General features: G+C 71.0%; 23 protein-coding genes. 6 read left to right on the top strand and 17 right to left on the bottom strand.

The features are described 5' to 3' along the window. The first annotated feature begins 21 nt into the window (after positions 1–21). Both ACWIHT_RS34725 and ACWIHT_RS34720 read left to right on the top strand, forming a co-directional pair. Positions 22–1023, top strand: a complete 1002-nt coding sequence (locus ACWIHT_RS34725) for a Gfo/Idh/MocA family protein (RefSeq protein WP_456172288.1) — start codon at positions 22–24, stop codon at positions 1021–1023. After that, a complete protein-coding gene (locus ACWIHT_RS34720; RefSeq protein ID WP_456172287.1) occupies positions 1020–2042 on the top strand; it encodes a Gfo/Idh/MocA family protein in 1023 nt (340 codons plus the stop codon). Before ACWIHT_RS34725 ends, ACWIHT_RS34720 begins: the two co-directional genes overlap by 4 nt. Before the next feature lie 153 nt (positions 2043–2195). Here the strand turns inward: ACWIHT_RS34720 and ACWIHT_RS34715 are convergent, their stop codons facing one another. From ACWIHT_RS34715 to ACWIHT_RS34685, 7 genes are all read right to left on the bottom strand, one after another. Further along, positions 2196–3044 carry a sugar phosphate isomerase/epimerase family protein gene (locus ACWIHT_RS34715; RefSeq protein WP_456172286.1) on the bottom strand — a complete coding sequence of 283 codons (849 nt, stop codon included), beginning with the start codon at positions 3042–3044 and terminating at the stop codon, positions 2196–2198. 129 nt (positions 3045–3173) lie between these two features. After that, positions 3174–4061, bottom strand: coding sequence for a sugar phosphate isomerase/epimerase family protein (locus tag ACWIHT_RS34710; protein ID WP_456172285.1), 888 nt, complete (start codon positions 4059–4061; stop codon positions 3174–3176). Further along, positions 4058–4957 (bottom strand): NAD(P)-dependent oxidoreductase, encoded by a 900-nt coding sequence (locus tag ACWIHT_RS34705; RefSeq protein WP_456172284.1) that lies wholly within the window; start codon positions 4955–4957, stop codon positions 4058–4060. The genes ACWIHT_RS34710 and ACWIHT_RS34705 overlap by 4 nt, the downstream gene beginning before the upstream one ends. 4 nt (positions 4958–4961) lie before the next feature. Next, on the bottom strand, positions 4962–5294 hold the full coding sequence (locus tag ACWIHT_RS34700; RefSeq protein WP_456172283.1) for a hypothetical protein: 333 nt from the start codon (positions 5292–5294) through the stop codon (positions 4962–4964). 170 nt (positions 5295–5464) lie between these two features. Further along, positions 5465–6685, bottom strand: a complete 1221-nt coding sequence (locus ACWIHT_RS34695; protein ID WP_456172282.1) for a cysteine desulfurase-like protein — start codon at positions 6683–6685, stop codon at positions 5465–5467. A 36-nt stretch (positions 6686–6721) separates the two neighbouring features. Beyond that, positions 6722–7507, bottom strand: a complete 786-nt coding sequence (locus ACWIHT_RS34690; protein WP_456172281.1) for a response regulator transcription factor — start codon at positions 7505–7507, stop codon at positions 6722–6724. A 207-nt stretch (positions 7508–7714) separates the two neighbouring features. Next, the gene (locus ACWIHT_RS34685; RefSeq protein ID WP_456172280.1) at positions 7715–8203 is read right to left on the bottom strand and encodes a PaaI family thioesterase; all 489 of its coding nucleotides are present in this window, start codon (positions 8201–8203) and stop codon (positions 7715–7717) included. 93 nt (positions 8204–8296) lie between these two features. On the opposite strand from ACWIHT_RS34685, the gene ACWIHT_RS34680 reads away from it, so the two are divergent. Next, positions 8297–8779, top strand: coding sequence for a winged helix-turn-helix transcriptional regulator (locus tag ACWIHT_RS34680; protein ID WP_456172279.1), 483 nt, complete (start codon positions 8297–8299; stop codon positions 8777–8779). Here the strand turns inward: ACWIHT_RS34680 and ACWIHT_RS34675 are convergent. Then, positions 8768–10831: a GH92 family glycosyl hydrolase gene (locus ACWIHT_RS34675; RefSeq protein WP_456172278.1), complete on the bottom strand. Its 2064-nt coding sequence runs from the start codon at positions 10829–10831 to the stop codon at positions 8768–8770. The genes ACWIHT_RS34680 and ACWIHT_RS34675 overlap by 12 nt on opposite strands. 119 nt (positions 10832–10950) lie before the next feature. Then, positions 10951–11619 carry a TetR/AcrR family transcriptional regulator gene (locus ACWIHT_RS34670; protein WP_456172277.1) on the bottom strand — a complete coding sequence of 223 codons (669 nt, stop codon included), beginning with the start codon at positions 11617–11619 and terminating at the stop codon, positions 10951–10953. A gap of 151 nt (positions 11620–11770) precedes the next feature. On the opposite strand from ACWIHT_RS34670, the gene ACWIHT_RS34665 reads away from it, so the two are divergent. Then, on the top strand, positions 11771–12808 hold the full coding sequence (locus ACWIHT_RS34665; protein WP_456172276.1) for a medium chain dehydrogenase/reductase family protein: 1038 nt from the start codon (positions 11771–11773) through the stop codon (positions 12806–12808). 33 nt (positions 12809–12841) lie between these two features. On the opposite strand, the gene ACWIHT_RS34660 is transcribed toward ACWIHT_RS34665, so the two are convergent. The 3 genes from ACWIHT_RS34660 to ACWIHT_RS34650 all read right to left on the bottom strand — a co-directional run bounded on the left by ACWIHT_RS34660 (position 12842) and on the right by ACWIHT_RS34650 (position 14858). Next, positions 12842–13279, bottom strand: coding sequence for an NUDIX domain-containing protein (locus tag ACWIHT_RS34660; RefSeq protein ID WP_456172275.1), 438 nt, complete (start codon positions 13277–13279; stop codon positions 12842–12844). Between the two features lie 11 nt (positions 13280–13290). Next, positions 13291–14331 (bottom strand): LacI family DNA-binding transcriptional regulator, encoded by a 1041-nt coding sequence (locus ACWIHT_RS34655; protein ID WP_456172274.1) that lies wholly within the window; start codon positions 14329–14331, stop codon positions 13291–13293. 104 nt (positions 14332–14435) lie between these two features. Next, complete coding sequence (locus tag ACWIHT_RS34650) at positions 14436–14858, bottom strand: organic hydroperoxide resistance protein (RefSeq protein ID WP_456172273.1); 423 nt, start codon at positions 14856–14858, stop codon at positions 14436–14438. 311 nt (positions 14859–15169) lie between these two features. Between ACWIHT_RS34650 and ACWIHT_RS34645 the strand changes: the two genes are divergently transcribed. Then, complete coding sequence (locus ACWIHT_RS34645; RefSeq protein WP_456172272.1) at positions 15170–16024, top strand: chitosanase; 855 nt, start codon at positions 15170–15172, stop codon at positions 16022–16024. Positions 16025–16203: 179 nt separating this feature from the next. Here ACWIHT_RS34645 and ACWIHT_RS34640 read toward each other — a convergent pair whose 3' ends face one another. Continuing rightward, on the bottom strand, positions 16204–17106 hold the full coding sequence (locus tag ACWIHT_RS34640) for an alpha/beta hydrolase (RefSeq protein ID WP_456172271.1): 903 nt from the start codon (positions 17104–17106) through the stop codon (positions 16204–16206). Positions 17107–17261: 155 nt separating this feature from the next. Between ACWIHT_RS34640 and ACWIHT_RS34635 the strand changes: the two genes are divergently transcribed. Beyond that, complete coding sequence (locus ACWIHT_RS34635; RefSeq protein WP_456172270.1) at positions 17262–18143, top strand: helix-turn-helix transcriptional regulator; 882 nt, start codon at positions 17262–17264, stop codon at positions 18141–18143. 56 nt (positions 18144–18199) lie between these two features. On the opposite strand, the gene ACWIHT_RS34630 is transcribed toward ACWIHT_RS34635, so the two are convergent. From ACWIHT_RS34630 to ACWIHT_RS34615, 4 genes are all read right to left on the bottom strand, one after another. After that, the gene (locus ACWIHT_RS34630) at positions 18200–19225 is read right to left on the bottom strand and encodes an LLM class flavin-dependent oxidoreductase (RefSeq protein ID WP_456172269.1); all 1026 of its coding nucleotides are present in this window, start codon (positions 19223–19225) and stop codon (positions 18200–18202) included. After that, positions 19218–19523, bottom strand: a complete 306-nt coding sequence (locus ACWIHT_RS34625) for a DUF1330 domain-containing protein (RefSeq protein ID WP_456172268.1) — start codon at positions 19521–19523, stop codon at positions 19218–19220. Before ACWIHT_RS34625 ends, ACWIHT_RS34630 begins: the two co-directional genes overlap by 8 nt. 52 nt (positions 19524–19575) lie before the next feature. Further along, positions 19576–19860 carry a DoxX family membrane protein gene (locus ACWIHT_RS34620; protein ID WP_456172267.1) on the bottom strand — a complete coding sequence of 95 codons (285 nt, stop codon included), beginning with the start codon at positions 19858–19860 and terminating at the stop codon, positions 19576–19578. A 101-nt stretch (positions 19861–19961) separates the two neighbouring features. Further along, positions 19962–20905, bottom strand: a 944-nt coding sequence (locus tag ACWIHT_RS34615; RefSeq protein ID WP_456172266.1) for an amidohydrolase family protein, incomplete at its 5' end; no start/stop codon positions are given.

The raw sequence follows: 20905 nt of genomic DNA, 5'->3' as shown, positions 1-20905 counted from the left end.
GGCAGAAGGAGCACGTTTCCCATGCGCATAGGCATCATGGGGCTGGGCCGCATCGGCGCCTTCCATACGGGGACCCTCGCCGGACTGGACGCGGTGAACTCCCTTGTGGTCACCGACCCGGTGGCCGCTACGGTCGCGGCGGTCACCGAACGCTTCGGGGCGACCGCCGCCGACTCCCCCAAGGCGCTGCTCGCGGCCGGGGTCGACGGTGTCGTCATCGCCGCCGCGACCGACACGCACCCCGAACTCGTCCTCGCCGCCGTCAAGGCGGGCATCCCCGTGTTCTGCGAGAAGCCCGTGGCACGAGGCATCGAGGAGAGTCTTGAGGTGCTGCGCGCGGTGCGGGGCAGCGGCATCGAGGTGCACATCGGCTACAACCGGCGGTTCGACGCGGGCTTCATGGCCGCGCGCCGGGCCGTGGTGAGCGGTGAACTCGGCGCCCTGCACACCGTGCGATCCACCACCCTGGACCCCGCCCCGCCACCACCCGCCTACGTGGCCACCTCGGGCGGCATCTTCCGCGACTGCGGCGTGCACGACTTCGACATCGTGCGCTGGGTGACCGGCCGCGAGGTGGTCGAGGTGTACGCGACCGGCGGCAACCGTGGCGCCGAGTACATCCGGGCGGCAGGCGACGTCGACACGGCGTCCGCCCTGCTCACCCTGGACGACGGCACCATCGCCGTCGTCTCCGACTCCCGTCACAACGCCCGCGGTCACGACGTACGTCTGGAACTGCACGGCACGAAGGACAGCATCGCGGTCGGCCTGGAGGACAAACTGCCGCTGCGCTCCGTCGAGCCGGGCGCCGGCTTCCCGGCCGGAGTGCCGCACACCTTCTTCATGGACCGGTTCGCCGAGGCCTACCGGGCCGAACTCACCGCGTTCACCGAGGTGGTGGCCGGCACCCGCACCTCCCCCTGCACGGTCGCGGACGCCGTCGAGGCGAGCAGGATCGCCGAGGCATGCACCCGGTCCCGCCATGAACACCGCCCGGTACGACTCGAAGAGGTACGCGCATGACGACGGACGAACCGCTGCGGATCGGTGTTCTGGGCGCGGCCCGGATCGCCGAGTTGTCGATCGTGGGACCGGCCCGGGCGACCGGCCACCGCCTCGTCGCGGTGGCGGCCCGCGACCGGTCCCGGGCCGAGACCTTCGCCGCCGCCCACGGCGTGGAGCGGGTGGTCGGTTCCTACGCCGACCTCGTCGCCGACCCGGAGGTCGAGGTCGTCTACAACCCGCTGGCCAACAGCCTGCACGGGCCGTGGAACCTGGCCGCTCTCCGGGCGGGCAAACACGTCCTCACCGAGAAGCCATCGGCCAGTAACGCGGCGGAGGCGGCCGAGGTCCACGAGGCCGTCGCCAAGTCGGGCACGGTGTTCATGGAGGGCTTCCACTACCTCTTCCACCCGGTCGTCCTACGCCTCCACGAGCTGCTGGACAGTGGGGAGTTGGGTGAACTCCGGCACGTCGACACCATGGTCGCCATGCCCGCGCCGCCGGACAGCGACGTGCGGTGGTCGCTGCCGCTCGCGGGCGGCGCGCTGATGGACCTCGGGTGCTACAGCCTGCACGCCCAGCGCATGCTCGCGCCGTGGGCGGGCGGGACGCCCCGATTGGTCGCCGCGCGCGGCGGCGAGAAGGCCGGGGCCCCGGGGATCGACGAATGGCTGGACGCCGACCTGGAGTTCCCGGGCGGCGCCACGGGCAGCGCGCGGTGCCACATGGCCCACGAGACCTGGCAGATGAGCTGCCGCGTCGTGGGCTCACGCGGCGAGGCCACGGTGAAGAACTTCGTGCAGCCCCATCTCGACGACCGGGTCGTCGTGCGTACGGCGACGGCCGGTGAGCGCACCGAGGAGCTCGGCCGCCGGTCCTCGTACACCTACCAACTGGAGGCCTTCGCCGCCCACTTGAGGGGCGGTGCGCCGCTGGCACTCGACGCCGATGACGCGCTGACCACGATGGGGCTCGTCGACGACTGCTACCTGGCGGCGGGGTTCCCGGTCCGGCCGCGTACGGTGCTTCCAACGGCCTGAGACTGAACAGCGGTTGGGGCGTGCCCAAGCACAGCACGCTGAAGTGGTCGCCCTCAAGGGCCGCGAGAACGTGCCCCCGTACATCAAAACAGAAATGAAAACAGGGGCGGCGGGAACGACCGTGGTTTCGCTCCCGCCACCCCTGTGGCTCTTTCAGTTCACGAGTGCCGCGGCACTCCTGTATGCCGCCGCGGCGGCCTCCCGCACCGGCAGCGCGCGGTGCGCGTCGGAGAGGATCTCCACGCCCCAGGGGCCGCGGAAGCCGGCCGTACGGAGCGCGGCGATGGCCCCGGACAGGTCGAACGAGCCCTCCCCACAGAGGCGCCGGCGATGGACGGTGTCCTCGAAGAGCGTGCCGACGACGTCACTGTCGGCGTCGTTGAGTTCCACGCCCACGATCCGCGAACCGGGTACCTCAGACAGTTCGGCGGGCGGGGTGTGGGCCCGCTCGGTGTGCCAGACGTCGATGATGAGGCCGCCCGCGGGGTGACCAGCGGCCTCGACGAGCCGTAGCCCGTCGTGCACGGTCTTCAGGTTGGACCAGGGCAGCGGCTCGACGCCGAGCCGGGCGCCGACCCCGTCGGCCTGCGCGGCCAGTACGGCGAACTCCTTGGCCCAGACGTCGAGGTCCCAGGGCTCGTCCGCCACGTCGGGGCCGATCTTGAAGGTGCGGGCGCCGAGTGTCTCGATGGCCTTCAGCATGCCGGTCCGGATCTCGTCCGACGCGGCCCGCCGGGGTCCGTCCGCCCACCAGTCGGTCAGCAGCTCCAGCTCGACGTGGTCGATCCCGTTGTCCGCGAAGAGCGACCGGATCCCGGCCATTCCGAATTCTCGCTCGGCCTCGACCAGGTCCACGTACAGCAGCCCGAAAGCGGTGAATCCTGCCTCGCGCGCCGCTTCCACGCGTTCCCGCAGATTCAGCGGACTGCGCTGGTCCTCCTCGTCGGGAGCGGTGTCGCCCGCCGTGGTCCAGCAAGTGGCCAGAAATTCGTCAGCGGTCATTTACTTTTTCCTGGATTCCTCACACTCGGAAAAGACGCGGCACCCGATCGCTCCGGCATTCTGAAATCAACTCGGCACATCAGTCAATCCTTCAGAACACATCAAAAGCACATCAGGCCCGTATACCGGCTACGCGACACCGCGCAGCACCGAGCGCAGGTGCTCGGCGCTGGCCCACACGTCCTCGACCGGGCCCTTCGCCTTGGGCTCCTCGGTGAGGATGGTGTCCTGCTCCAGGACGTACCAGCCGTCGTAGCCGCGGGCGCTGAGGTGGGTGACGATGGCCTCGACGTCGACGTCCCCGGCACCCAGCGGGCGGTACATGCCCTTGCGGACGGCGTCGGTGTAGCTGAGCTGTCCGTCCTGGACCTTGGCGGCGAGGGAGGCGTCCACGTCCTTCATGTGGGTGTGGGCGATCCGCTCGGGCGCCTGACGGGTGAGTTCGGCCGGGTCGGTGCCGCCGATGAGGAGGTGGCCGGTGTCGAGACAGAGGGAGATCGCCGAGTGCTCCAGGACGCGCCGGACCTCGTCGCCGTTCTCGATCATCGTGCCGACGTGCGGGTGCAGGACGGCACGCACCCCGCGTTCGGCGGCGAGCGAGGCGAGCCGGTCGAGGTTGGACAGCAGCAACTTCCAGCCGTCGGCGTCGAGTTCGGGGCGCGAGTCGTAGCCGTCCTGGCCGGTGACGGCCGACAGCACGAGCACCTCCGCCTTCGAGGCGTCGTAGCCCGCGAGGAGCTGTTCGGCCTCGGGCAGCGGGTCGTGGCCGGGCACGTGCAGCAGCAGCGGGGTGAAGCCGCCGACCGCGTGCAGGTCGTGGTCGGCGAGGGTGCGGGCCATGGCGCCGGGCTCGGCGGGCAGGAAGCCGTCGGGGCCGAACTCGGTGGCGGACAGGCCGACCTCGCGCATCTCGTTCAGCACGCGCTCGGGCGTCAACTGGTAGCCCCAGCCGGGCACTTCGCAGACGCCCCAGGAGATGGGAGCGCCGGCGATCCTGTTGAGGGGGGAGGTGGTCATGCTGTGGCCTTTCTGAGATTCCAGTCGGAGTTGGCGACCGCGGCCGGCGGCCGGCCCGCGAGAACGTCCGCGACACCACGCGCCGCGTCGACGAAGGTCAAGGTCGTCGCCCGGCGCGTCCTACCCATCGGATGAGGGGTGAGAACCACGTCGGGATGATCGAACAGTGGATGGTGGAGAGCCGGTTCCGGATCGAACACATCCAGTCCTGCGCCCGCCGGCCGCCCCGATTCCAGTGCGGCGAGGGTGGCGTCCGGGCCGAGCGGCCCACCGCGTCCGCAGTTGATCAGGATCGCGCCCGGTCCGACGCGGGCCAGCAGTCGCTCGTCGCCGAGGTGCCGGGTCTCCTCGACGTGCGGGGCGTGCGGGGCGTGCGGGGTCAACACGTCGCTGGTCGCGGCCAGTTCGTCGAGGTCCACGACGGAGAGCTCGGCCGGGGGCGGGCCGAACGGGTCGTAGGCGCGGGTCACCATGCCGAGGGTGGCGCCGTCGAGGTCGCCGACCGGGACGGTGCTCCGCGCGGCCCGGCGGCCGTCGCGGACCAGCCCGGTCAGCGGTGCCAGCCGCTCGGTGAGGTGCCGGGCCATGGCGAGGACGCCCTCGGCCACGGCCCGGCTGCCGCTTTTGGGGGTGATGGCCACGGGGATGCCACGGGCGGAGGCCGCCGTCACGTCGACCATGTCGACGCCGACACCGGTGCGGGCGATCGTCCGCAGCCGCGGCGCCCGCCGCAGCAGTTCCGCGTCGGCCCGCCGGTCCGCGCGCACGACGGCGCCCTCGGCGACCGCGAGGCCCTCGGCCGTGGAATCGGTGACGAAGGTGGCCCCCTCCACCGGGACGGGTCCCACCGTGTCGGTGTCGACGGGGCCGAGGGCCACCACGACGTGGTTGCTCATACGATCAACTCCGCACCGGGTGGCCGAAGTTCGCGCACGGAACCGCGGGCACCGGCTGCCAGGCGCCGCTTCCCGCGGAGGCCGCGAGCCGGATCGGGTCGCCGGAGCGCGATGCCTCGCCGGTGGCCTCGGTGATGGTCCTGCCCGACTCGGAGCCGATGGTCCGCGCGATGTCGGCGGCCCGCCGGTCGGCGAGGGCCCGCTCGACGTCGTCGGGTCCGGCCACCGCCAGGGTGCCGACGGTCGCATCGTCGAAGGGAGGCGTGACGTCCTGGGTCCGTCCTTCTCCCGCCGATGTCTGCCATCGGCTTCCGATGAGCAGTTCCACAGGCGCCATCGCCTTCTCCCTCCAGAAACCCTCGCGACCGTCGTGGCGGGTCCGAAGCGCCGATCGACCGGCGACCAGGCGGTTTACCTGGGCGTAACGGTAGGCGCGGCGCGGGGCATTGTTGAAGGGGTGGAATCCATCATTATCCCGTCAATGGGCACCTCTTTTTTCCGTCATCGCTACGGCCGCTTCAGGAACAGCTCCAGTCCGGTCAGGAGTCGGTCGACGTCCTCGCTGTCGGTGTAGGGCGCGAGGCCGATGCGCAGGCCGCCGGAGTCGCCCAGGCCGAGGCGGCGGGAGGCCTCGATGGCGTAGAAGGAGCCGGCGGGTGCGTGGACGTGGCGTTCCGCGAGGAAGCGGGAGGCGTCCTGTGTGCCGTGCGCGCCGAAGGACTCGTCGAGGGTGAGAAGTACGGTGGGGGTGCGCTCGGCCGCGTTGGAGTGGACGGTGATGCCGTCCAGGGCGGCGAGCCCCTGGTCGATGAGCGTGCGCAGGACGTCCTCGTGCCGGTGGAGTGCGGCGAGACTGGCCGTCAAGCGTTCGCGGCGGCTCCCGGCGGCCCCCGTGTCGAGGCCCGCGAGGACGTCGACCGCCGCGCTGGTGCCGGCGAGCAACTCGTAGGGCAGGGTGCCGAGTTCGAAGCGTTCGGGGACCGCGTCGGAGGAGGGGAGGAGCTTGTCCGGGCGCAGGGTCTCCAGCAGTTCGGGCCGGGCGGCGAGGACGCCGAGGTGGGGGCCGAGGAACTTGTACGGCGAGCACACGAAGAAGTCGGCGCCGAGCTGCCCGAGGTCGACCAGGGCGTGCGCGGTGTAGTGGACGCCGTCGACGTGGAACAGGGCTCCCGCCTCATGTGCGAGGCGCGCTATCTCGGGGATCGCGGGCCGGGTGCCGATCAGGTTGGAGGCGGCAGTGACGGCGACCAGCCGGGTGCGTGCGGAGAGCGCGGCGCGGAGGTGGTCGAGGGTCAGTTCACCGGTCGCCGGGTCGAAGTCCGCCCAGCGGACGGTGGCGCCGACCCGCTCGGCCGCCTGTGTCCAGGGGCGGATGTTGGCGTCGTGGTCGAGGCGGGTGACCACGATCTCGTCGCCGGGTGCCCAGGTCGTGGCGAGGGTGCGGGCGAGGTCGTAGGTGAGCTGGGTGGCGCTGCGGCCGAAGACGATGCCCGCCGGGTCCCCGGCGAGGAGGTCGGCCATGGCCTGGCGGGCGCCGGTGACGATGGTGTCGGCGTTGCGCTCCCCCGCCGTGACCTGGCCCCGGTTGGACAGCGGGTTCGACAGTGCCCGGGTGATGGCCTCGATGACCGGGCGGGGTGTCTGGGTGCCGCCGGGGCCGTCGAAGTGGGCGGTCCCGGTGCTGAGGGCGGGGAACAGGGCGCGCAGGGCGGTGATGTCGTACGTCACGAAGGTGTGCTCCTGTCGGTGCGGCGGCTCGGGTGGTCAGCGTCCCGTGCGGGGTGGGAGCAGGCCGATCTCCTGCGCCCGTAGCACCGTACTCACCCGGTCGCGTGTGCCCAGTTTCCGGTACAGGCTCTCCACGTGCTTGTGCACCGTGCGCACGGAGATGCCCAGGCGGTGGGCGATGGCCGAGGCGGTGAGGGCGTCGGCGAGGAGCAGCAGGACGGTGACCTGGCGGGGTGTGAGGCGGCAGTCCTCGGGGATTTCGGGCGGGGCCTGGGTGGCGCGCCAGCGTTCGAGGAGTTGCCGCTGCTGTTCCACGCCGGCCAGCAGGGGCTGGATCATCTCGGCGGCCCGGACGTGGTCCTCGGTGAAATCGGCACCGGCCCGGTAGACGAGGGCGCCGGTGACCGGGGTGGCCGTGCCCGGCAGCGGGACGGCGAGGACGTGGTTCGCGTCCATCAGGCGGCTGATCGTGCCCGCGGTGCGGCTGTCGGCCCAGCCCTTGCCGGCCATCCGGTGGGCGGTTCCGGGGCGGCGGGCGGCACCGGCCGTGACGTAGTGGTCCGCGAAGGGGTAGCCCCGGCGCAGTACCGCCATCGCCTCGTCGTCGATCCGCCCGAGGTGTGCCGCGGCGGCGGGCGAGAGCCCCATCGCGCCGGTCCGGTCCGTCCACTCGCCGAGCTTGTAGATCAGCGCCTCGCCCCCGCACAGGCCGGGCAGTGCCGCGGCGACCATCGGCCACAGCCGTGCGGGATCCCGTTCGTGCAGCGCCGCGACCGCCACGGTCAGCATGCGCTCGTACGCCCCGGTCACCCCGACCGTCATAGGCCCTCACGATCCCGCTGTGTCACATGCACGTACGTACTTCTCCCCATACCACCACGGCAACGGCTTGCGGCAAACTTCAGAGCGTGCCTGCAAGGCCCGAGACCGTAAGGATCAAGGGAGTTGACGGTACGGATCCGCCTGCGCGGGGGACAGGCGGACTCCTCCCCTACGACTGTTTCCGGTCAGCGGACGGTCAGGCCACGGTCAGGGCACGGGAAACAGCAGGCAGCTGCTGGTGGCGTGGGCGAGCAGCCGGTCCTTCTCGTCGAACAGCTGGGCCTGGGCGAGCGCGGTGCGCCGTCCGCCGTTGAGGACGGTGCCGACGGCGCGGATGCGGCCGGTGTCGGCGGTGACCGGTCGCAGGAACTTCACGGTCAGGTCGAGCGAGGTGTAGCCCATGCCCTCAGGGAGCGTCGACTGCACCGCGCAACCGGCAGCGGAGTCGAGCAGGGTGGCGAAGACTCCGCCGTGCACGCTGCCGATGGGGTTGTAGTGCTCCTCCCCCGGTATCAGGGAGAACACCGCGCGACCGTGTTCCACCTCGTCGAGGGTGAAGTTGAGGGTGGCGCCGATGGGCGGTGCGGGCAGCCGTCCGCCTTGCAGTTCACGCAGGAACTCCAGACCCGTGGTCCGTCCTACGGCGGCTGCCGAGACCCCCGGATCCTCCCACTCGTACGTCCGTGAACGTCCCATGCGGTACTGCCTCCTCTGCTGGCTTCTTCAATAGAAGCTAGATCCCGTCGCAGCTGACTGTCAATGACAGAGCCAGGTGGCTAGGGTGGCGGCATGGAATGGCTCGATGTGAGCACGGAGAACTGTCCGGTCCAGAGCACGCTCGATCTCGTCGGCGAGAAGTGGACCCTGCTGATCCTGCGGGACGCCTTCATCAGGGTCCGCCGTTTTGACGACTTCAGGCGCCATATCGGGCTCTCGGACGCGGTGCTGTCCGACCGGCTCCGCAAGCTGGTCGCGGCCGGGATCCTGACGACCGTGCCCTACCAGGAGGCGGGGAGCCGGACGCGCAACGAGTACCGGCTGACGGGCAAGGGCCGCGATCTGTGGCCGATCCTCATGGCGCTGCGGCAGTGGGGCGAGGCATATGCCGCCGACCCCGAGGGCCCGGTCCTCGACGTCCGGCACACCGCGTGCGGCGCGCCGGTACGGGTGGTGGTGGAGTGCGACGGACCGCACGGCGCGCTGGCGCCGACCGAGGTCACGGCCGCGCCAGGACCCGGGGCGCGGCCGGTCCGAAATCCGTTACCGGAGTGAGCGCTTGGGCGACGCGGCACCGACGGCGAGCGTGGTGCCGTCGCCCCGGTGGACGGTGGCGGTGGTGAACAGCGGTGCGGTGCGGGTGAGTTGGGCGCTGCCGGGGATCTCGGGGTACAGGCCCAGGCTCGCCCACACCGCCCAGGACGACATGGCGCCGAGGTCGTCGTTGCCGACCAGGCCGCCGGGTGCGTCGCTGAACAGCGTGGACAGCGCGCGGTGGACGACGGCCCCGGCGCGGTCCGTGTGGCCGACGTGGGTGTACGCCCAAGGGGTCCCGAAGGAGGGCTCGTTGCCGAGGTAGGCGTAGGGCTCCGAGGCGCCCGCGTTGAGGCTGCTGAAGAAGGTGTCGAGGCGGGTGGTGACGGCGGAGTCGCCGCCCATGGCCGTGAACAGTCCCGGCAGGTCCTGCGGCACCATCCAGGTGTACTGGGCCGCGTTGCCCTCCACGTACTCCGTCTTCTGGGCCGGGGTGAAGGCCGGCCAGGTGCCGTCGGCGGCCCGGGGCTGGATGTACCCGGTGGCGGGGTTGAAGAGGTTGCGCCAGTTCCCGGAGGCGCGCAGCAAGGTGTTGTAGGTGGTCAAGTCGCCCAGTCGGTGGGCGAGTTGGGCCAGGGCGTAGTCGGCGACGGCGTATTCGAGGGTGGTGGAGACCGAGCCCCACACCCCCTTGGTGCCGGCGGGGACGTAGCCGAGGGTGTCGTACTGCGTGTGGCCGGGGCGCTGACGGTCGTCCTGGCGGTCCGCGAGGGCCGTGCGCAGCAGGACGTCGGCGTCGAAGTCGGTGCCGCCGAAGGCGTGGATCGCGGACGCGATGGCGGGCAGCGGGTCGCCGACCATGACTCCGCTGCCGCCGTTCGCGAGGGTCCAGCGGTCGAAGTACCCGGCTTGCAGGCCCTGGTTGAGGACGGACTGCGCGATGTCGGAGGCCTCTCGCGGGGCGAGCAGCGCCAGCAGCTGGACCTGGCAGCGGTAGACGTCCCAGCCGGAGAAGTTCGCGTACTGGACGTGCCCGGTGCGGGTGCGGTGGACGAGCCCGTCCATGCCGGTGTAGCGGCCGTCGGTGTCGCTGAAGACGCTGGGGTGCAGGAGGGCGTGGTAGAGCGCGGTGTAGAAGACGCGGCGCTGGACGTCGGTGCCGCCACCGACGGTGACGCGGTTCAGCCACTGGTTCCAGTCGGCGCGGACGGCCTGCTCGACGGTGTCGTACGACCGTCCCGCCTGCTCGGTGAGCGCGTTGCGGCGGGCGCCCTCGACGTCGACGAAGGAGACGCCGACCCGGGCGGTCACGGTGCGCACGCCGGGGGCGAAGGTGACCATGGCCGAGCCCGCCTTGCCGTCCGGGTGGGCGGACTGGGCGAAGGGCTGGTCGAAGGTGGCGTGGAAGTAGAGCCGGTAGCGGTTCTTGGACTTGCAGAAGGCGCCGCTGTCGCTGTACCCGGACAGCGTGTCGGTACCGATGTCGACCGATCCGGTGGCCGCGGTGAACGCCTTCGCCGCGTCGATGCTCACCGCGGCCGGGCGGGTGTCGGTGGCCGGGTAGGTGAAGCGGGCGATGCCCGAGCGCTGGGTGGTGGTCAGGTCGGTGCCGATGCCGTTGTCGAAGGTGACGTGGTAACTGCCGGGCGCCGCCTGCTCGTTGGCGTGCGAGAACGTGGCGTAGGCCGGGGGTGCGGCCTCCTGCGTGGGCATGAAGGGGACGTTGCCGTAGGCGGCGCAGCCGGCTCCGGAGATGTGCGCGAGGCTGAAGCCACGGATGCGGTTATCGCCGTAGGAGTAGCCGCCGTGCTGGTAGGTCACGGTGTCGGGGCTCCACTGCATCCCGCCGAGCGGGGCCGTGGCGCCCGGGAAGGTGTTGCCCGCGCCGCCGCCGTGGCCGAAGTCGGGGCCGCCGGGAGCGGTGCCGACGAACGGGTTGACGTACCGCGCGAGATCGTCGACGGCCCGGGGCCGGGGCTTGCCGTCCGCCCGGACCGGGGCGGCGGCGGCCGTTCCGGACGCCACGAGCACCGAGGCCGCCAGTACGGCCCGCAGCAGGGGAAGTCGCACCACGTTTCTCCAGCCAGACAGGGAACCCGCCGCCCGCGCGGCGCCGGACGGCGAGTGTCCCCAACCCGATCTTCACAACGGCGCCGCCACACCGTCGGGGTCACTGGAGCAAGCCGGTCGGGTCAGCGGGTCGCGCCTCCCCCGCGCTCCATCAGCCCGGCCAGTTCGGACGCGAAGAGCTCGGCCGGGTCGAAGCCCATGCCGGTGAAGTGGCCCGCGAGTTCCAGGGAGAGGACGCCGTGCAGGCGGGTCCAGAACGTCAGGGCCCGGTGGAGGGCCGCGGGAGGGGCGGGGTGGTCGCCCGCCCACTCGCGGTGGTCCGCGAGATGCGTCTCGAACGGTGTCGCGGGACCGTCCACCCGGCCCACGGCGGCGCAGGCGTCCAGCAGGGTCGTCATGATCTCGGACGCGATGCCGGTGATGTCGTCGGGCGCGTGGTAGCCGGGGACGGGGGTGCCGTAGACGAGGAAGTACCGCTGGGGGTCGTCGAGGGCCCATGCGCGCAGGGTGTGGGCGAGTCCGGGCAGGTCGGTGCCGCTCTCGGCGGCCGTGCGGAAGGTGTCGGCGAGGCTGCGGTACGCGTCCCGGACGAGTTCGGTGATCAGGTCGTCCCGGCTGGCGAAGTAGCGGTAGAGCGCGGGCCCGCTCATGCCCATCCGCTTGGCGATGCCGTTGAGGGAGAGCGCGGAGGCGCCGGCGGTGGCGATCTGCTCCCGCGCGTGGTCCTTGATCTCCGTACGCACCTGGTCGCGGTAGCGCTCACGCGGGGTCCTCGTGCCTGTTTCCGCCATGACCGGCCACCTTCCACACTCACGGGACTACATGCTCAAGCTTCAGTTAGAAGGTATCACGATCGCACTTGACGACCCCTTCTAGCGTGCGTTAGAACTTATAACGAACACGAAAGCACCTAGCTCGCCGCAGCTCACAGTGGAGGTCACCATGAACAACACCACCGACGCACTCGTCGAGGTCGTCCTGCCGGGCAAGGTCGAGCCCGAGGGCCTGGAGGTCCGGCACGGAGCCGTCCCCGTCGCGGGCCCCGGCCAGGTCGTGATCCGGATGGAGGCGACCGGCGTCTCCTTCGCCGAACAGCAGATGCGCCGCGGCCGGTACTACGACCAGCCCCCGTTCCCCTTCGTCCCCGGCTACGACCTGGTCGGCACCGTCCAGAGCACCGGCACCGGCGTGGACGCGGGCCTGGCCGGCACCCGGGTGGCCGCGCTGGTGAAGGTCGGCGGCTGGGCCAGCCATGTGCTCGTCGACGCGGCCGACGTGGTGCGGGTGCCGGCCGGGGTCGGCGCGGCGGAGGCCGAGACCGTGGTGGTCAACGGCATCACCGCCTGGCAGATGCTGCACCGCAAGGCCCGCATCCGCGCGGGCCAGACGATCCTGGTGCACGGCGCCAACGGCGGTGTCGGCACGGTCCTGGTCCAACTCGCCCTCGCGATGGGCGTGCACGTGATCGGCACGGCGTCACCGCGCCACCACGACACGCTGCGCGAGCAGGGCGTCGAGCCCATCGACTACCGCACCCCGGACCTCGCCGCCCGGGTCCACGACCTCGCCCCGCGCGGGGTGGACGCGGTCTTCGACCACGTCGGCGCCGAGAGCGCCGTCCGCTCCTGGCGCCTCCTCGCCCCCGGCGGCACCCTCGTCTCCTACGGCAGCGCCGCCACCCGCGACGACGAGGGCTCCAAGCAGCTGCCCGTGCTCAAGATCCTCGGCCGCGTCTGGATGTGGAACGCGCTGCCCAACGGCCGCCACGCCTACTTCTTCAACGTCTGGGCCGGACGCGCCATGAACAAGAACCGCTTCCGCGCCCAGCTGCGCACCGACCTCACCCAGGTCTTCGCCGCCGTCGAGCGCGGCGAGGTCACACCGCGGATCGCGGCCCGCCTGCCACTCGCCCGAGTCTCCGACGCCCTCCGCCTCGCCGAGTCGGGAACGGTCGCGGGCAAGGTCGTACTGACGCCGTAGTGACATCGCAGCACGGCCTCCCGACGGCGACCGTCAGGCCGCGACCCACGCGTCGACATGCCGGAGTACGTAGTCGGCCAGCTCGGGCGGCTGAAGGTTGAGGGCCGCCACGGCGGAGCGGCTCAGCGCCACCCGGACCGGTTCGAAGTCGCCCGTGTCGGGGTCGTCGAGCTCGGGACCGTGCCGGCGGTCCGGGTCCATGTCGAGCAGGTCGGCGAGGAAGTAATGCTGTACGACAGTGGTCGTCCCACCCGGTTCGGTCAGGGTGAGGACCTCGGTGGCGGGACCGATCGTGGCACCGATCTCCTCCAACACCTCGCGGCGCAGGGCCGATTCGAGGTCCGCGTCGGCGGGCTCGACGCTTCCGCCGACGGTCGTGCAGTAGGAGTCACCGCCCGGCCAGCCCCGCTTCAGGAACAGCAGCTGACCGCGGTCGAGCAGCACGACCCGCGCCTTGTGACGGACCTTCATGCCCGGTGAACCTAGCGAGGCGGCGGCGCCGAGGAGGCGCGGACGACGAGTTCCACCGGTGGTTCGGTCACCGGCAGCGGGGGTTCCCGCGGGTTCTCGATGGCGTGGACGAGGAGCTTGAGACCGATGCGTGCCATCGCGTCGAACGGCTGTCGTACGGTCGTCAGCGGTGGAGTCACGTAGGCGGCGACCGGGGTGTCGTCGAAGCCGACCACGCTGATGTCCTCCGGGACCCGCCGGCCGGCCTCCGTCAGGGCGCGAATCAGGCCGATCGCCATGTCGTCGTTGGCGGCGAACACCGCGGTGACGCCGGGGTCGTCGGCCAGTGCGCGACCTGCCGCGTAGCCGGAGGCCGCCGACCAGTCGCCCTGTACGACCGGCGGTTCCGCTCGACCGTGCGCGGCGAGCGCCGCCCGCCAGCCTTCGAGTCGGTCCCGGGCCGAGTACCAGCGCTGGGGTCCCGCCAGGTGGTGGACCGTGGTGTGGCCCAGCTCCAGCAGATGTTCGGTAGCGGCCCGCGCCAGCCGACTGGACACGATCCCGGCCGTCACCACATGGGGCGCGACGAAGGGCGGCGGCGCGCCGAGGACGAGCACCGGCACGTCGACCCGCGCGGACAGGTCGGCGCCGTCGTCCTCGTCGATCGGCTCGGAGATGACGATGCCGTCCACGCCCTGGTCGAGGAGTGAGTCGACGGCACCGGCGATGCCCGCCGACTCGCCCTCCATCGTGTTGACCACACGCAGCGCGTAACCGGTGTCGCGTACGGCTCGCTCGACGCCCATGAGCAGCGAGGCGGGGCCGTACAGGGCGGTACCGAGCGTCACGACGCCGATGGAACGGGTGCGTCCGGAGGCCAGCGCGCGGGCCGCGTTGTTCGAGCGGTAGCCGAGTTCCTCGGCCGCCGCCAGGACCCGGCGGCGTACGTCGGCGGAGACGTACGGCTCGTCGTTCATGACCCGGGACACCGTCTTCTGCGACACGCCCGCCAGACGCGCCACGTCCACACTGCGCGGTGCGGCTCCCGCGCCGCGTCCTGTCCCTGATGCCATGGCGTCTCCCGATCTTCGGCAGCCGCATCCTAGCTCCCGCCCGATGCCCGCAGGCCTCGCACTGTCGGGAAGCGCGAGGCCCGAAGGTGCTTGTTCCCCCCTTGTCAGACCGTGGCCGTGAGGGTCACGTCGATGTTGCCGCGGGTGGCGTTGGAGTACGGGCACACCTCGTGGGTGGCCTTCACCAACTGGTCGGCGGTGGACTGCTCCAGGCCGGGAAGGTGCGCGGTCAGCGACACGGCCAGGGTGAAGCCGCCGGTGTCCAGCGCGAGCAGGGCGACCTTCGACTGGACGGTGGAGGCGCCCAGTTGGACGCCCTGGCCGCTCGCGATCAGGCGGAGTCCGTTGTGGAAACAGGCCGCGTAACCGGCGGCGAAGAGCTGCTCGGGGTTGGTCCGGTCGCCGCCGGGGCCGCCCATCTCCTTCGGGACCGCGAGGACTTCGTCCAACACGCCGTCCAGGGAACGGACTTCGCCGTTGCGGCCGTCGCCGGTCGACAGGGCCTCGGTGGTGTACAGCGCAGACATGGTGATTCCCTTTTCGTGAGTGCCGGGGCGTGATTGCTACGACGTGAGTGTGCTGCCGTCGGCCGTTCGCAGCCTGCCCCTGCCAGGGGCACGCTTCCCGCCCCTGGGTGATCGGCCCTCGCCTCATGGCCAGCCCGACAAGGGCGGGCAAACCGTCAAGCATCACCCCCGCACAGACATACGACTCTCGTTCATATCTACGAACTTGGCTCCCGGTGGGTGCCGTCCTCGCCGAACCTCTGATAGTTAAGTTTCCTATCAGTTCGGCGGCACGACCAACTCCCCACCCCCCACCACCATTTGGAGTCCCAGTGGTCCACCCGTTCCGTGCCTCAGCGACCCCCGAGCCGGCCAGCCCCTCGCGCCGGACGCTCCTCGCGCTCCTCGGTGTATCGCTCACGGCAGTACCTCTGCTGCGCACTCCGCAGGCCTCGGCAGCCTCTCCGGCGGTCCGGGCGATCGGCCTCGACGACCCGGCGAAGAAGGAGATCGCCATGAAGCTGGTGTCGAGCGCGGAGAACTCCTCGCTCGACTGGAAGGCCCAGTACAAGTACATCGAGGACATAGGCGACGGCCGCGGCTACACCGCCGGGATCATCGGTTTCTGCTCCGGCACCGGCGACATGCTCGACCTCGTCCAGCTCTACGCGACCCGCAAGCCCGGCAACGTCCTCGCCAAGTACCTGCCCGCGCTGCGCAACGTCAACGGCACCGACTCGCACTCCGGCCTCGACCCGAACTTCCCGAAGGACTGGCGCACCGCGGCGCAGGACACGGTGTTCCAGCAGGCGCAGAACGACGAACGCGACCGCGTGTACTTCAACCCCGCCGTCAGCCAGGGCAAGACCGACGGGCTCCGGGTGCTGGGCCAGTTCACGTACTACGACGCCATCGTCATGCACGGCGACGGCGACGACCCCACCAGTTTCCGCAACATCCGCGCCCGCGCCCTGCGTTCGGCCAAGCCGCCGGCCCAGGGCGGCAACGAGACGACGTACCTCAACGCCTTCCTCGACGCCCGCGTGTGGGCCATGCAGCAGGAGGAGGCCCACAGCGACACCACCCGCGTCGACACCGAGCAGCGCGTCTTCCTCCGCAACGGCAACTTCGACCTCAACACGCCGCTGTCCTGGAAGGTCTACGGCGACAGCTACCACATCAACTGACCTGTGCTGTCGGCACGTTGAGGCAGGGCGCCGGGACCCGAGGTGATGGGTCCCGGCGCCGGGTCGACCCGACCGATCCGAGGGATCTCCACCACAGCAGCATCGCCTCACCCCGGAACTGGATCATGAAGGTTGCAGGAGTGACGTTCGCTCGGGGCCGGCCGCCCGGGGGATCCGGGTCAGAGGTACTTGGTGAAGAACGGCGTGAGGTGGGCGGTCACCTGGTCGACGTACTCGGGGACGTCGTAGAGCGAGACGTGTCCGGCGCCGTCGACGACGGACAGTTCCTTGGGGCCGCTGACCCTCGGCAGAAGCCGCTCGGCCTGCCACAGGGAGCCCGCCTCGCTGCCGGCGACCATGAGGAGCGGCTGGGTGAGCAGGGTCTCGACCTGGTGGAAGGCGTCGTAGGCGTAGATCTTCGCGATGCTGGTGAACAGCATGCGGTTGTCGGAGCGGGCGTGCCGGGCGCGAGGGGTGCGGTAGTAGTCGTGGGCCTCGGCCATGTCGGGGACGGTGGTCTCGTCGACGGTCTCGGGCACGTAGGGCACGATCGCGGCGTCGGTACCCTTGGCCTCGGCGGTCCGCTGCCGCGCCACCGCGTCGAGGGTCGCTAGCTGGGTGGCGACGGGCTCGGTGCCGTCCCAGCCCAGACGGTAGGCGGCGCCGATGTCGATCGGGCTGACGGTGCCGACGGCCTTGATCCGGCGATCGGTCATCGTGGCGTCGACGGCGTAGCCCGCTCCGGCACAGATGCCCAGCACTCCGATGCGGTCGGCGTCGACGTAGCCGAGCGTGGACAGGTGGTCCACGGCGGACCGGATGTCGTCGACTCGGGAGGCGGGGTCTTCGAGGTAGCGGGGCTCTCCGCCGCTCTCGCCCTGGTGGGAGGCGTCGAAGGCGAGGGCGACGAAGCCCTCGCGGGCCAGCTCGGCGGCGTAGAGGCCGGCGGTCTGTTCCTTGACGCCGCCACCGGGGTGGACGGACACGATCGCCGGGTACGACCCGTCCTCGGCGAAGTCGTCGGGGAGGTGCAGGATTCCGGCCATGGTGATGCCGGCGTTGTCGAAGGTGATGCCCCGCATGACGATTTCCTTTGTTGTCTGTTCGGCGGAGGGACAGGGGGGCCGCTCGGGCCGACAACCATGCAACCGGTGGATCGGCGCGTGAGGGAGTCACCGTCGAAAGGTGTAAAGGCAGGGCATCCCACCAGGCCGCGCCGCTGCCTAGCCTGAAAGGCATGGACCACCGCAGCGAGATCCGCGAGTTCCTGACCTCCCGCCGGGCCAGGATCACCCCCGACCAGGCCGGACTGCCCAGCCACGGGATCCGTCGGGTCCCCGGCCTGCGCCGCGCCGAGGCCGCGCAGCTCGCCGACGTCAGCGTCGAGTACTACGCCCGCATGGAGCGGGGCAACCTCACCGGAGTCTCCGACGCGGTCCTGGACGCGCTCGCCCGCGCCCTGCGGCTCGACGACGCCGAGCGCGCCCACCTCTACGACCTGGCCCGCGCGGCCGCACCGAGTCCGCGTCGACGCCACACCCCGGCCTCTCAGCGGGGAGTGCGGCCCAACGTCCAGCGACTCCTCGACTCGATGACCGACTCCCCCGCGTTCGTCATCAACGGCCGCACTGACGTCCTGGCCGCCAACAGTCTCGGCCGCGCCCTCTTCGCACCGCTCCACGCCGGCGCGGCCCAGCCCCCCAACCACGCCCGGTTCATCTTCCTCGACCCCCGCTCCCACACCTTCTGGGACGACTGGGACCACGCCGCGGACGACGCGGTGGCCCTCCTGCACGCCCAGGCCGGCCGGACCCCCTTCGACCAGGACCTGACCGCCCTGGTGGGCGAACTGTCCACCCGCAGCGAGGACTTCCGCGTCCGCTGGGCCCGCCACGACGTACGCCGCCACACCACCGGGCTCAAAAGCCTGCGCCACCCCGCGATCGGCCCGCTGCGCCTCACCTTCGAGGCGATGACACTCGTCGCGGACACCGATCTGACCCTCTTCGTCTACGGCGCTGAACCCGGCACCCCCTCCGAGGACGGCCTGCGCCTGCTCGCCACCTGGACGGCCACCCACGATCGGCAGCGGGCGGCTCCCGTCACCGACGACACCTGAGCGACTGTCCGAGCCCTTCGAGGCAACGCGGCGGAGCCGACGGTCCTTTCCGCGCCTCAAATACCGCTGCGGGAGGGCTGCCTGGGCTCACGTGGGCGGGATGCCCGGCCATGAGGACGCACGTGGGCCAGGGCGAAGCTCGACAGCTCACGTGCGATGTCCGGGCCGCTCGGTGTGTAGATGACCTCGCCGAAGCCTTGGTCGACGAGGCGTTCGACGCTCTGTCGGATGCGGCGGATGTCGCCGACCATGGTGGTGTGGTCGATGTGCTCCAGCAGTGCGCGGTCGCGGTCGGGCAGGTGGGTGACGTGGCCCTCGAAGGTCAGCAGGTGGCGTGCCTGCGGCGGTTCGAGCGCCTCGACCGTGTCCCGCCACTGTCGGCCGCCCGGCAGGGCGTCCACGGCCTCGGCGCCGCCGTACGCGTAGGCGTTGTGCCAGTCCAGGACCCGCCACGGACCGATCGCACGGCGCACACGGTCGCTGCCGGGGTCCTCGCCCGGGTCCAGGACGGTGCCGGACACCATGGTCGCCGCGGGGAGGTCGGGGTGGACGGGCCCGATGATGCCGTCGGCGATCTCGGCCGCCAGTGCGGCGCCCCGCGGTCCGAACGCGCTGAGCCACAGGGGGACTTCCAGCGGACGCGACCGCGTGAGCCCCTCCGCGTGGAGCATCCGTACGGGCTTGCCGTCCACCAACGCCGTCTCCCCTGCCAGGAGTCGGCGCAGCGCCCGCACGTAGTCACCCAACTCGCCGAGTTTCATGGGTGGTTGCCCGACCGTGAGGCGTGCGGTGAAGCCGGTGCCGAAGCAGGGACGGAACCGCCCGCCGGACAGGCGCGCGACGGTGGCGATCGCCGAGGCCATCGCCATGACTTCGCGTTGCGCCGGGATCAGCACGGCGGTGGCCAGCCCGATCCGGCTGGTGCGGCGGGCGGCGAGCGCCAGGTGGACGAACGGGTCTTCCCACAGAGGTGCCGAGTCGTAGATCCACACCCGCGCGTAGCCGAGCTGCTCGGCCAGCTCTGCGAGTTCGGCGAAGTCGGGTCCCGGTGGAAGTCCGCAGGACAGCTCGAACTCAGTCACGTGGCATCTCGAAACCGCTCAGCAGCACTGCGTGCGACTCGGCCGCGGCCTGCCGCAGAGGCCGTGCTGCGGCGTAGGACTCGGAGTCGTACCAGGCCTGGGCCGCTTCGACCGACTCGAATTCGAGAATGACCGTGCGGTTTCCGTGCCATTCGCCTTCCAGTACCCGGGGTTGCCCGTCGACGACCAGCGGCTTGGCCCCGCCCTGCGCCATGGAGGGTGCGGCGGCCCGGCTGTACGCGGCCATCCCCTCGTCGTCCTTGATGGCTTCCGTGACGACGACGTATCCCTTGGGCATCGAATTCTCCTTTGGAACAAGCAGGTTGAGGATTTCTCGCGCGGGCACCGAATCAGAACGGTGGCGAGACAGGGTTCAGCCGGTGCGCTCTTCCGAGCCGGCGGACGGCCGGTAGGACGTGGCGAGGAGACCCAAGGCGGCACCCGCGCCCACCGCTAGAGCACCCGCAGACCACCAGGCACCCGTGGAACATCAGGCCCACATACGCGGTACACGCCGCGCCCGTCAGGAGGCCGAGGCCCAGCAGCACTCCCGCGACGATCTCGGTGCCGGCCGCGAGCCGTGCGTGCAGCCATGCCGGGCGCAGCCCGAGCGAAGCGAACCAGACGGTCGCCAACTCCCTTGACGATCCGGGTGGGGTACGGCGACGCCAACCGGCTACGTCGACCGGCCCCTCCCCAAGGGCCGGTCGACGATCGGTCCGCGGCTCGCTCGCGGTCAGGCGCTCTCGGTGACCGGGGCGAGTTTCCTGCTCTTGTCGAAGTGCACGACATCGGCGAGCGTGCCGCCCAGGATGGCCGCGCGGTCCGCGTCGTTGACGCCCTCGAAGTTCTCCGCGATGCACTCCGCGCTGCTGCGGAAGGTGCCCTCCGCGTGCGGGTAGTCGTTGCCCCACATCACCGTCGACAGACCGGTGATGTGACGCGCCTTGACCGCCGTGGGGTCGTCCGCGAACTGCACATGGATCTGGCGGCGGACGTACTCGGTGGGCTTGAGCGGGTAGGGCCACTTGTCATTGATCGCGAACAGCCGCCCCATCGAGGGCTGCTCGTTCGCCGGACGGCTGTCGTCCCAGAAGCCCAGCCACCAGTCCGGATCCTGACCGGTGCCCGTCTTCCACGCCTTGTCCATGTAACCCATGAAAGAGACCAGCCAGCCGGCCGTGTACTCGATCAGGTTGAAATGCAGATCCGGGAAACGCTCACACACCCCGCCACCGACCAGGCTGGCGATGATGCCCTGCGGACCCGCCACACCGGCACCGGCCGCGAAGCCCATGGTCCGCCCCGCCACCATGTCGTCGGTCAGGTTCCCCTTCCCCATGTTCATGGCCGACATCAGGCCCCGGACAGTCACCGCCGTCTCCGAGACCTCCTCCTTGACCTTCACCCCGCCGGTCGCCACGTGGATGAACACCGGCAGCCCGTGCGCCTGCGCCGCCGCCCACACCGGGTCGTACTCCCGCGCGTAGTACGGCAGCGGCGGAATCTCCGGCAGCAGGATCGCCCCGAGGCCCATCCGCGCGCACCGCTCGATCTCCGCGACCGCCTCCGGGACGTCCGTCAGCGGGATCGCGGCGGTGGGGCGCAGCCGGTCCTTGTAGGGGAGGTACCTCTCGACGAGGTAGTCGTTCCACACCCGCGCGTGAGCCATCGACAGCT

It is taken from the genome of Streptomyces sp. NPDC002276 (genome assembly GCF_053891435.1).
This window is presented reverse-complemented; position numbering and strand designations above follow the sequence as displayed.

Excerpts from the sequence above, each read along its gene's own strand:
- ACWIHT_RS34725 (WP_456172288.1), top strand. The coding sequence starts at position 22 with ATGCGCATAGGCATCATGGGGCTGGGCCGCATCGGCGCCTTCCATACG.
- ACWIHT_RS34720 (WP_456172287.1), top strand. The coding sequence starts at position 1,020 with ATGACGACGGACGAACCGCTGCGGATCGGTGTTCTGGGCGCGGCCCGG.
- ACWIHT_RS34715 (WP_456172286.1), bottom strand. The coding sequence starts at position 3,044 with ATGACCGCTGACGAATTTCTGGCCACTTGCTGGACCACGGCGGGCGAC.
- ACWIHT_RS34710 (WP_456172285.1), bottom strand. The coding sequence starts at position 4,061 with ATGACCACCTCCCCCCTCAACAGGATCGCCGGCGCTCCCATCTCCTGG.
- ACWIHT_RS34705 (WP_456172284.1), bottom strand. The coding sequence starts at position 4,957 with ATGAGCAACCACGTCGTGGTGGCCCTCGGCCCCGTCGACACCGACACG.
- ACWIHT_RS34700 (WP_456172283.1), bottom strand. The coding sequence starts at position 5,294 with ATGGCGCCTGTGGAACTGCTCATCGGAAGCCGATGGCAGACATCGGCG.
- ACWIHT_RS34690 (WP_456172281.1), bottom strand. The coding sequence starts at position 7,507 with ATGACGGTCGGGGTGACCGGGGCGTACGAGCGCATGCTGACCGTGGCG.
- ACWIHT_RS34685 (WP_456172280.1), bottom strand. The coding sequence starts at position 8,203 with ATGGGACGTTCACGGACGTACGAGTGGGAGGATCCGGGGGTCTCGGCA.
- ACWIHT_RS34680 (WP_456172279.1), top strand. The coding sequence starts at position 8,297 with ATGGAATGGCTCGATGTGAGCACGGAGAACTGTCCGGTCCAGAGCACG.
- ACWIHT_RS34670 (WP_456172277.1), bottom strand. The coding sequence starts at position 11,619 with ATGGCGGAAACAGGCACGAGGACCCCGCGTGAGCGCTACCGCGACCAG.
- ACWIHT_RS34665 (WP_456172276.1), top strand. The coding sequence starts at position 11,771 with ATGAACAACACCACCGACGCACTCGTCGAGGTCGTCCTGCCGGGCAAG.
- ACWIHT_RS34660 (WP_456172275.1), bottom strand. The coding sequence starts at position 13,279 with ATGAAGGTCCGTCACAAGGCGCGGGTCGTGCTGCTCGACCGCGGTCAG.
- ACWIHT_RS34655 (WP_456172274.1), bottom strand. The coding sequence starts at position 14,331 with ATGGCATCAGGGACAGGACGCGGCGCGGGAGCCGCACCGCGCAGTGTG.
- ACWIHT_RS34650 (WP_456172273.1), bottom strand. The coding sequence starts at position 14,858 with ATGTCTGCGCTGTACACCACCGAGGCCCTGTCGACCGGCGACGGCCGC.
- ACWIHT_RS34640 (WP_456172271.1), bottom strand. The coding sequence starts at position 17,106 with ATGCGGGGCATCACCTTCGACAACGCCGGCATCACCATGGCCGGAATC.
- ACWIHT_RS34635 (WP_456172270.1), top strand. The coding sequence starts at position 17,262 with ATGGACCACCGCAGCGAGATCCGCGAGTTCCTGACCTCCCGCCGGGCC.
- ACWIHT_RS34625 (WP_456172268.1), bottom strand. The coding sequence starts at position 19,523 with ATGCCCAAGGGATACGTCGTCGTCACGGAAGCCATCAAGGACGACGAG.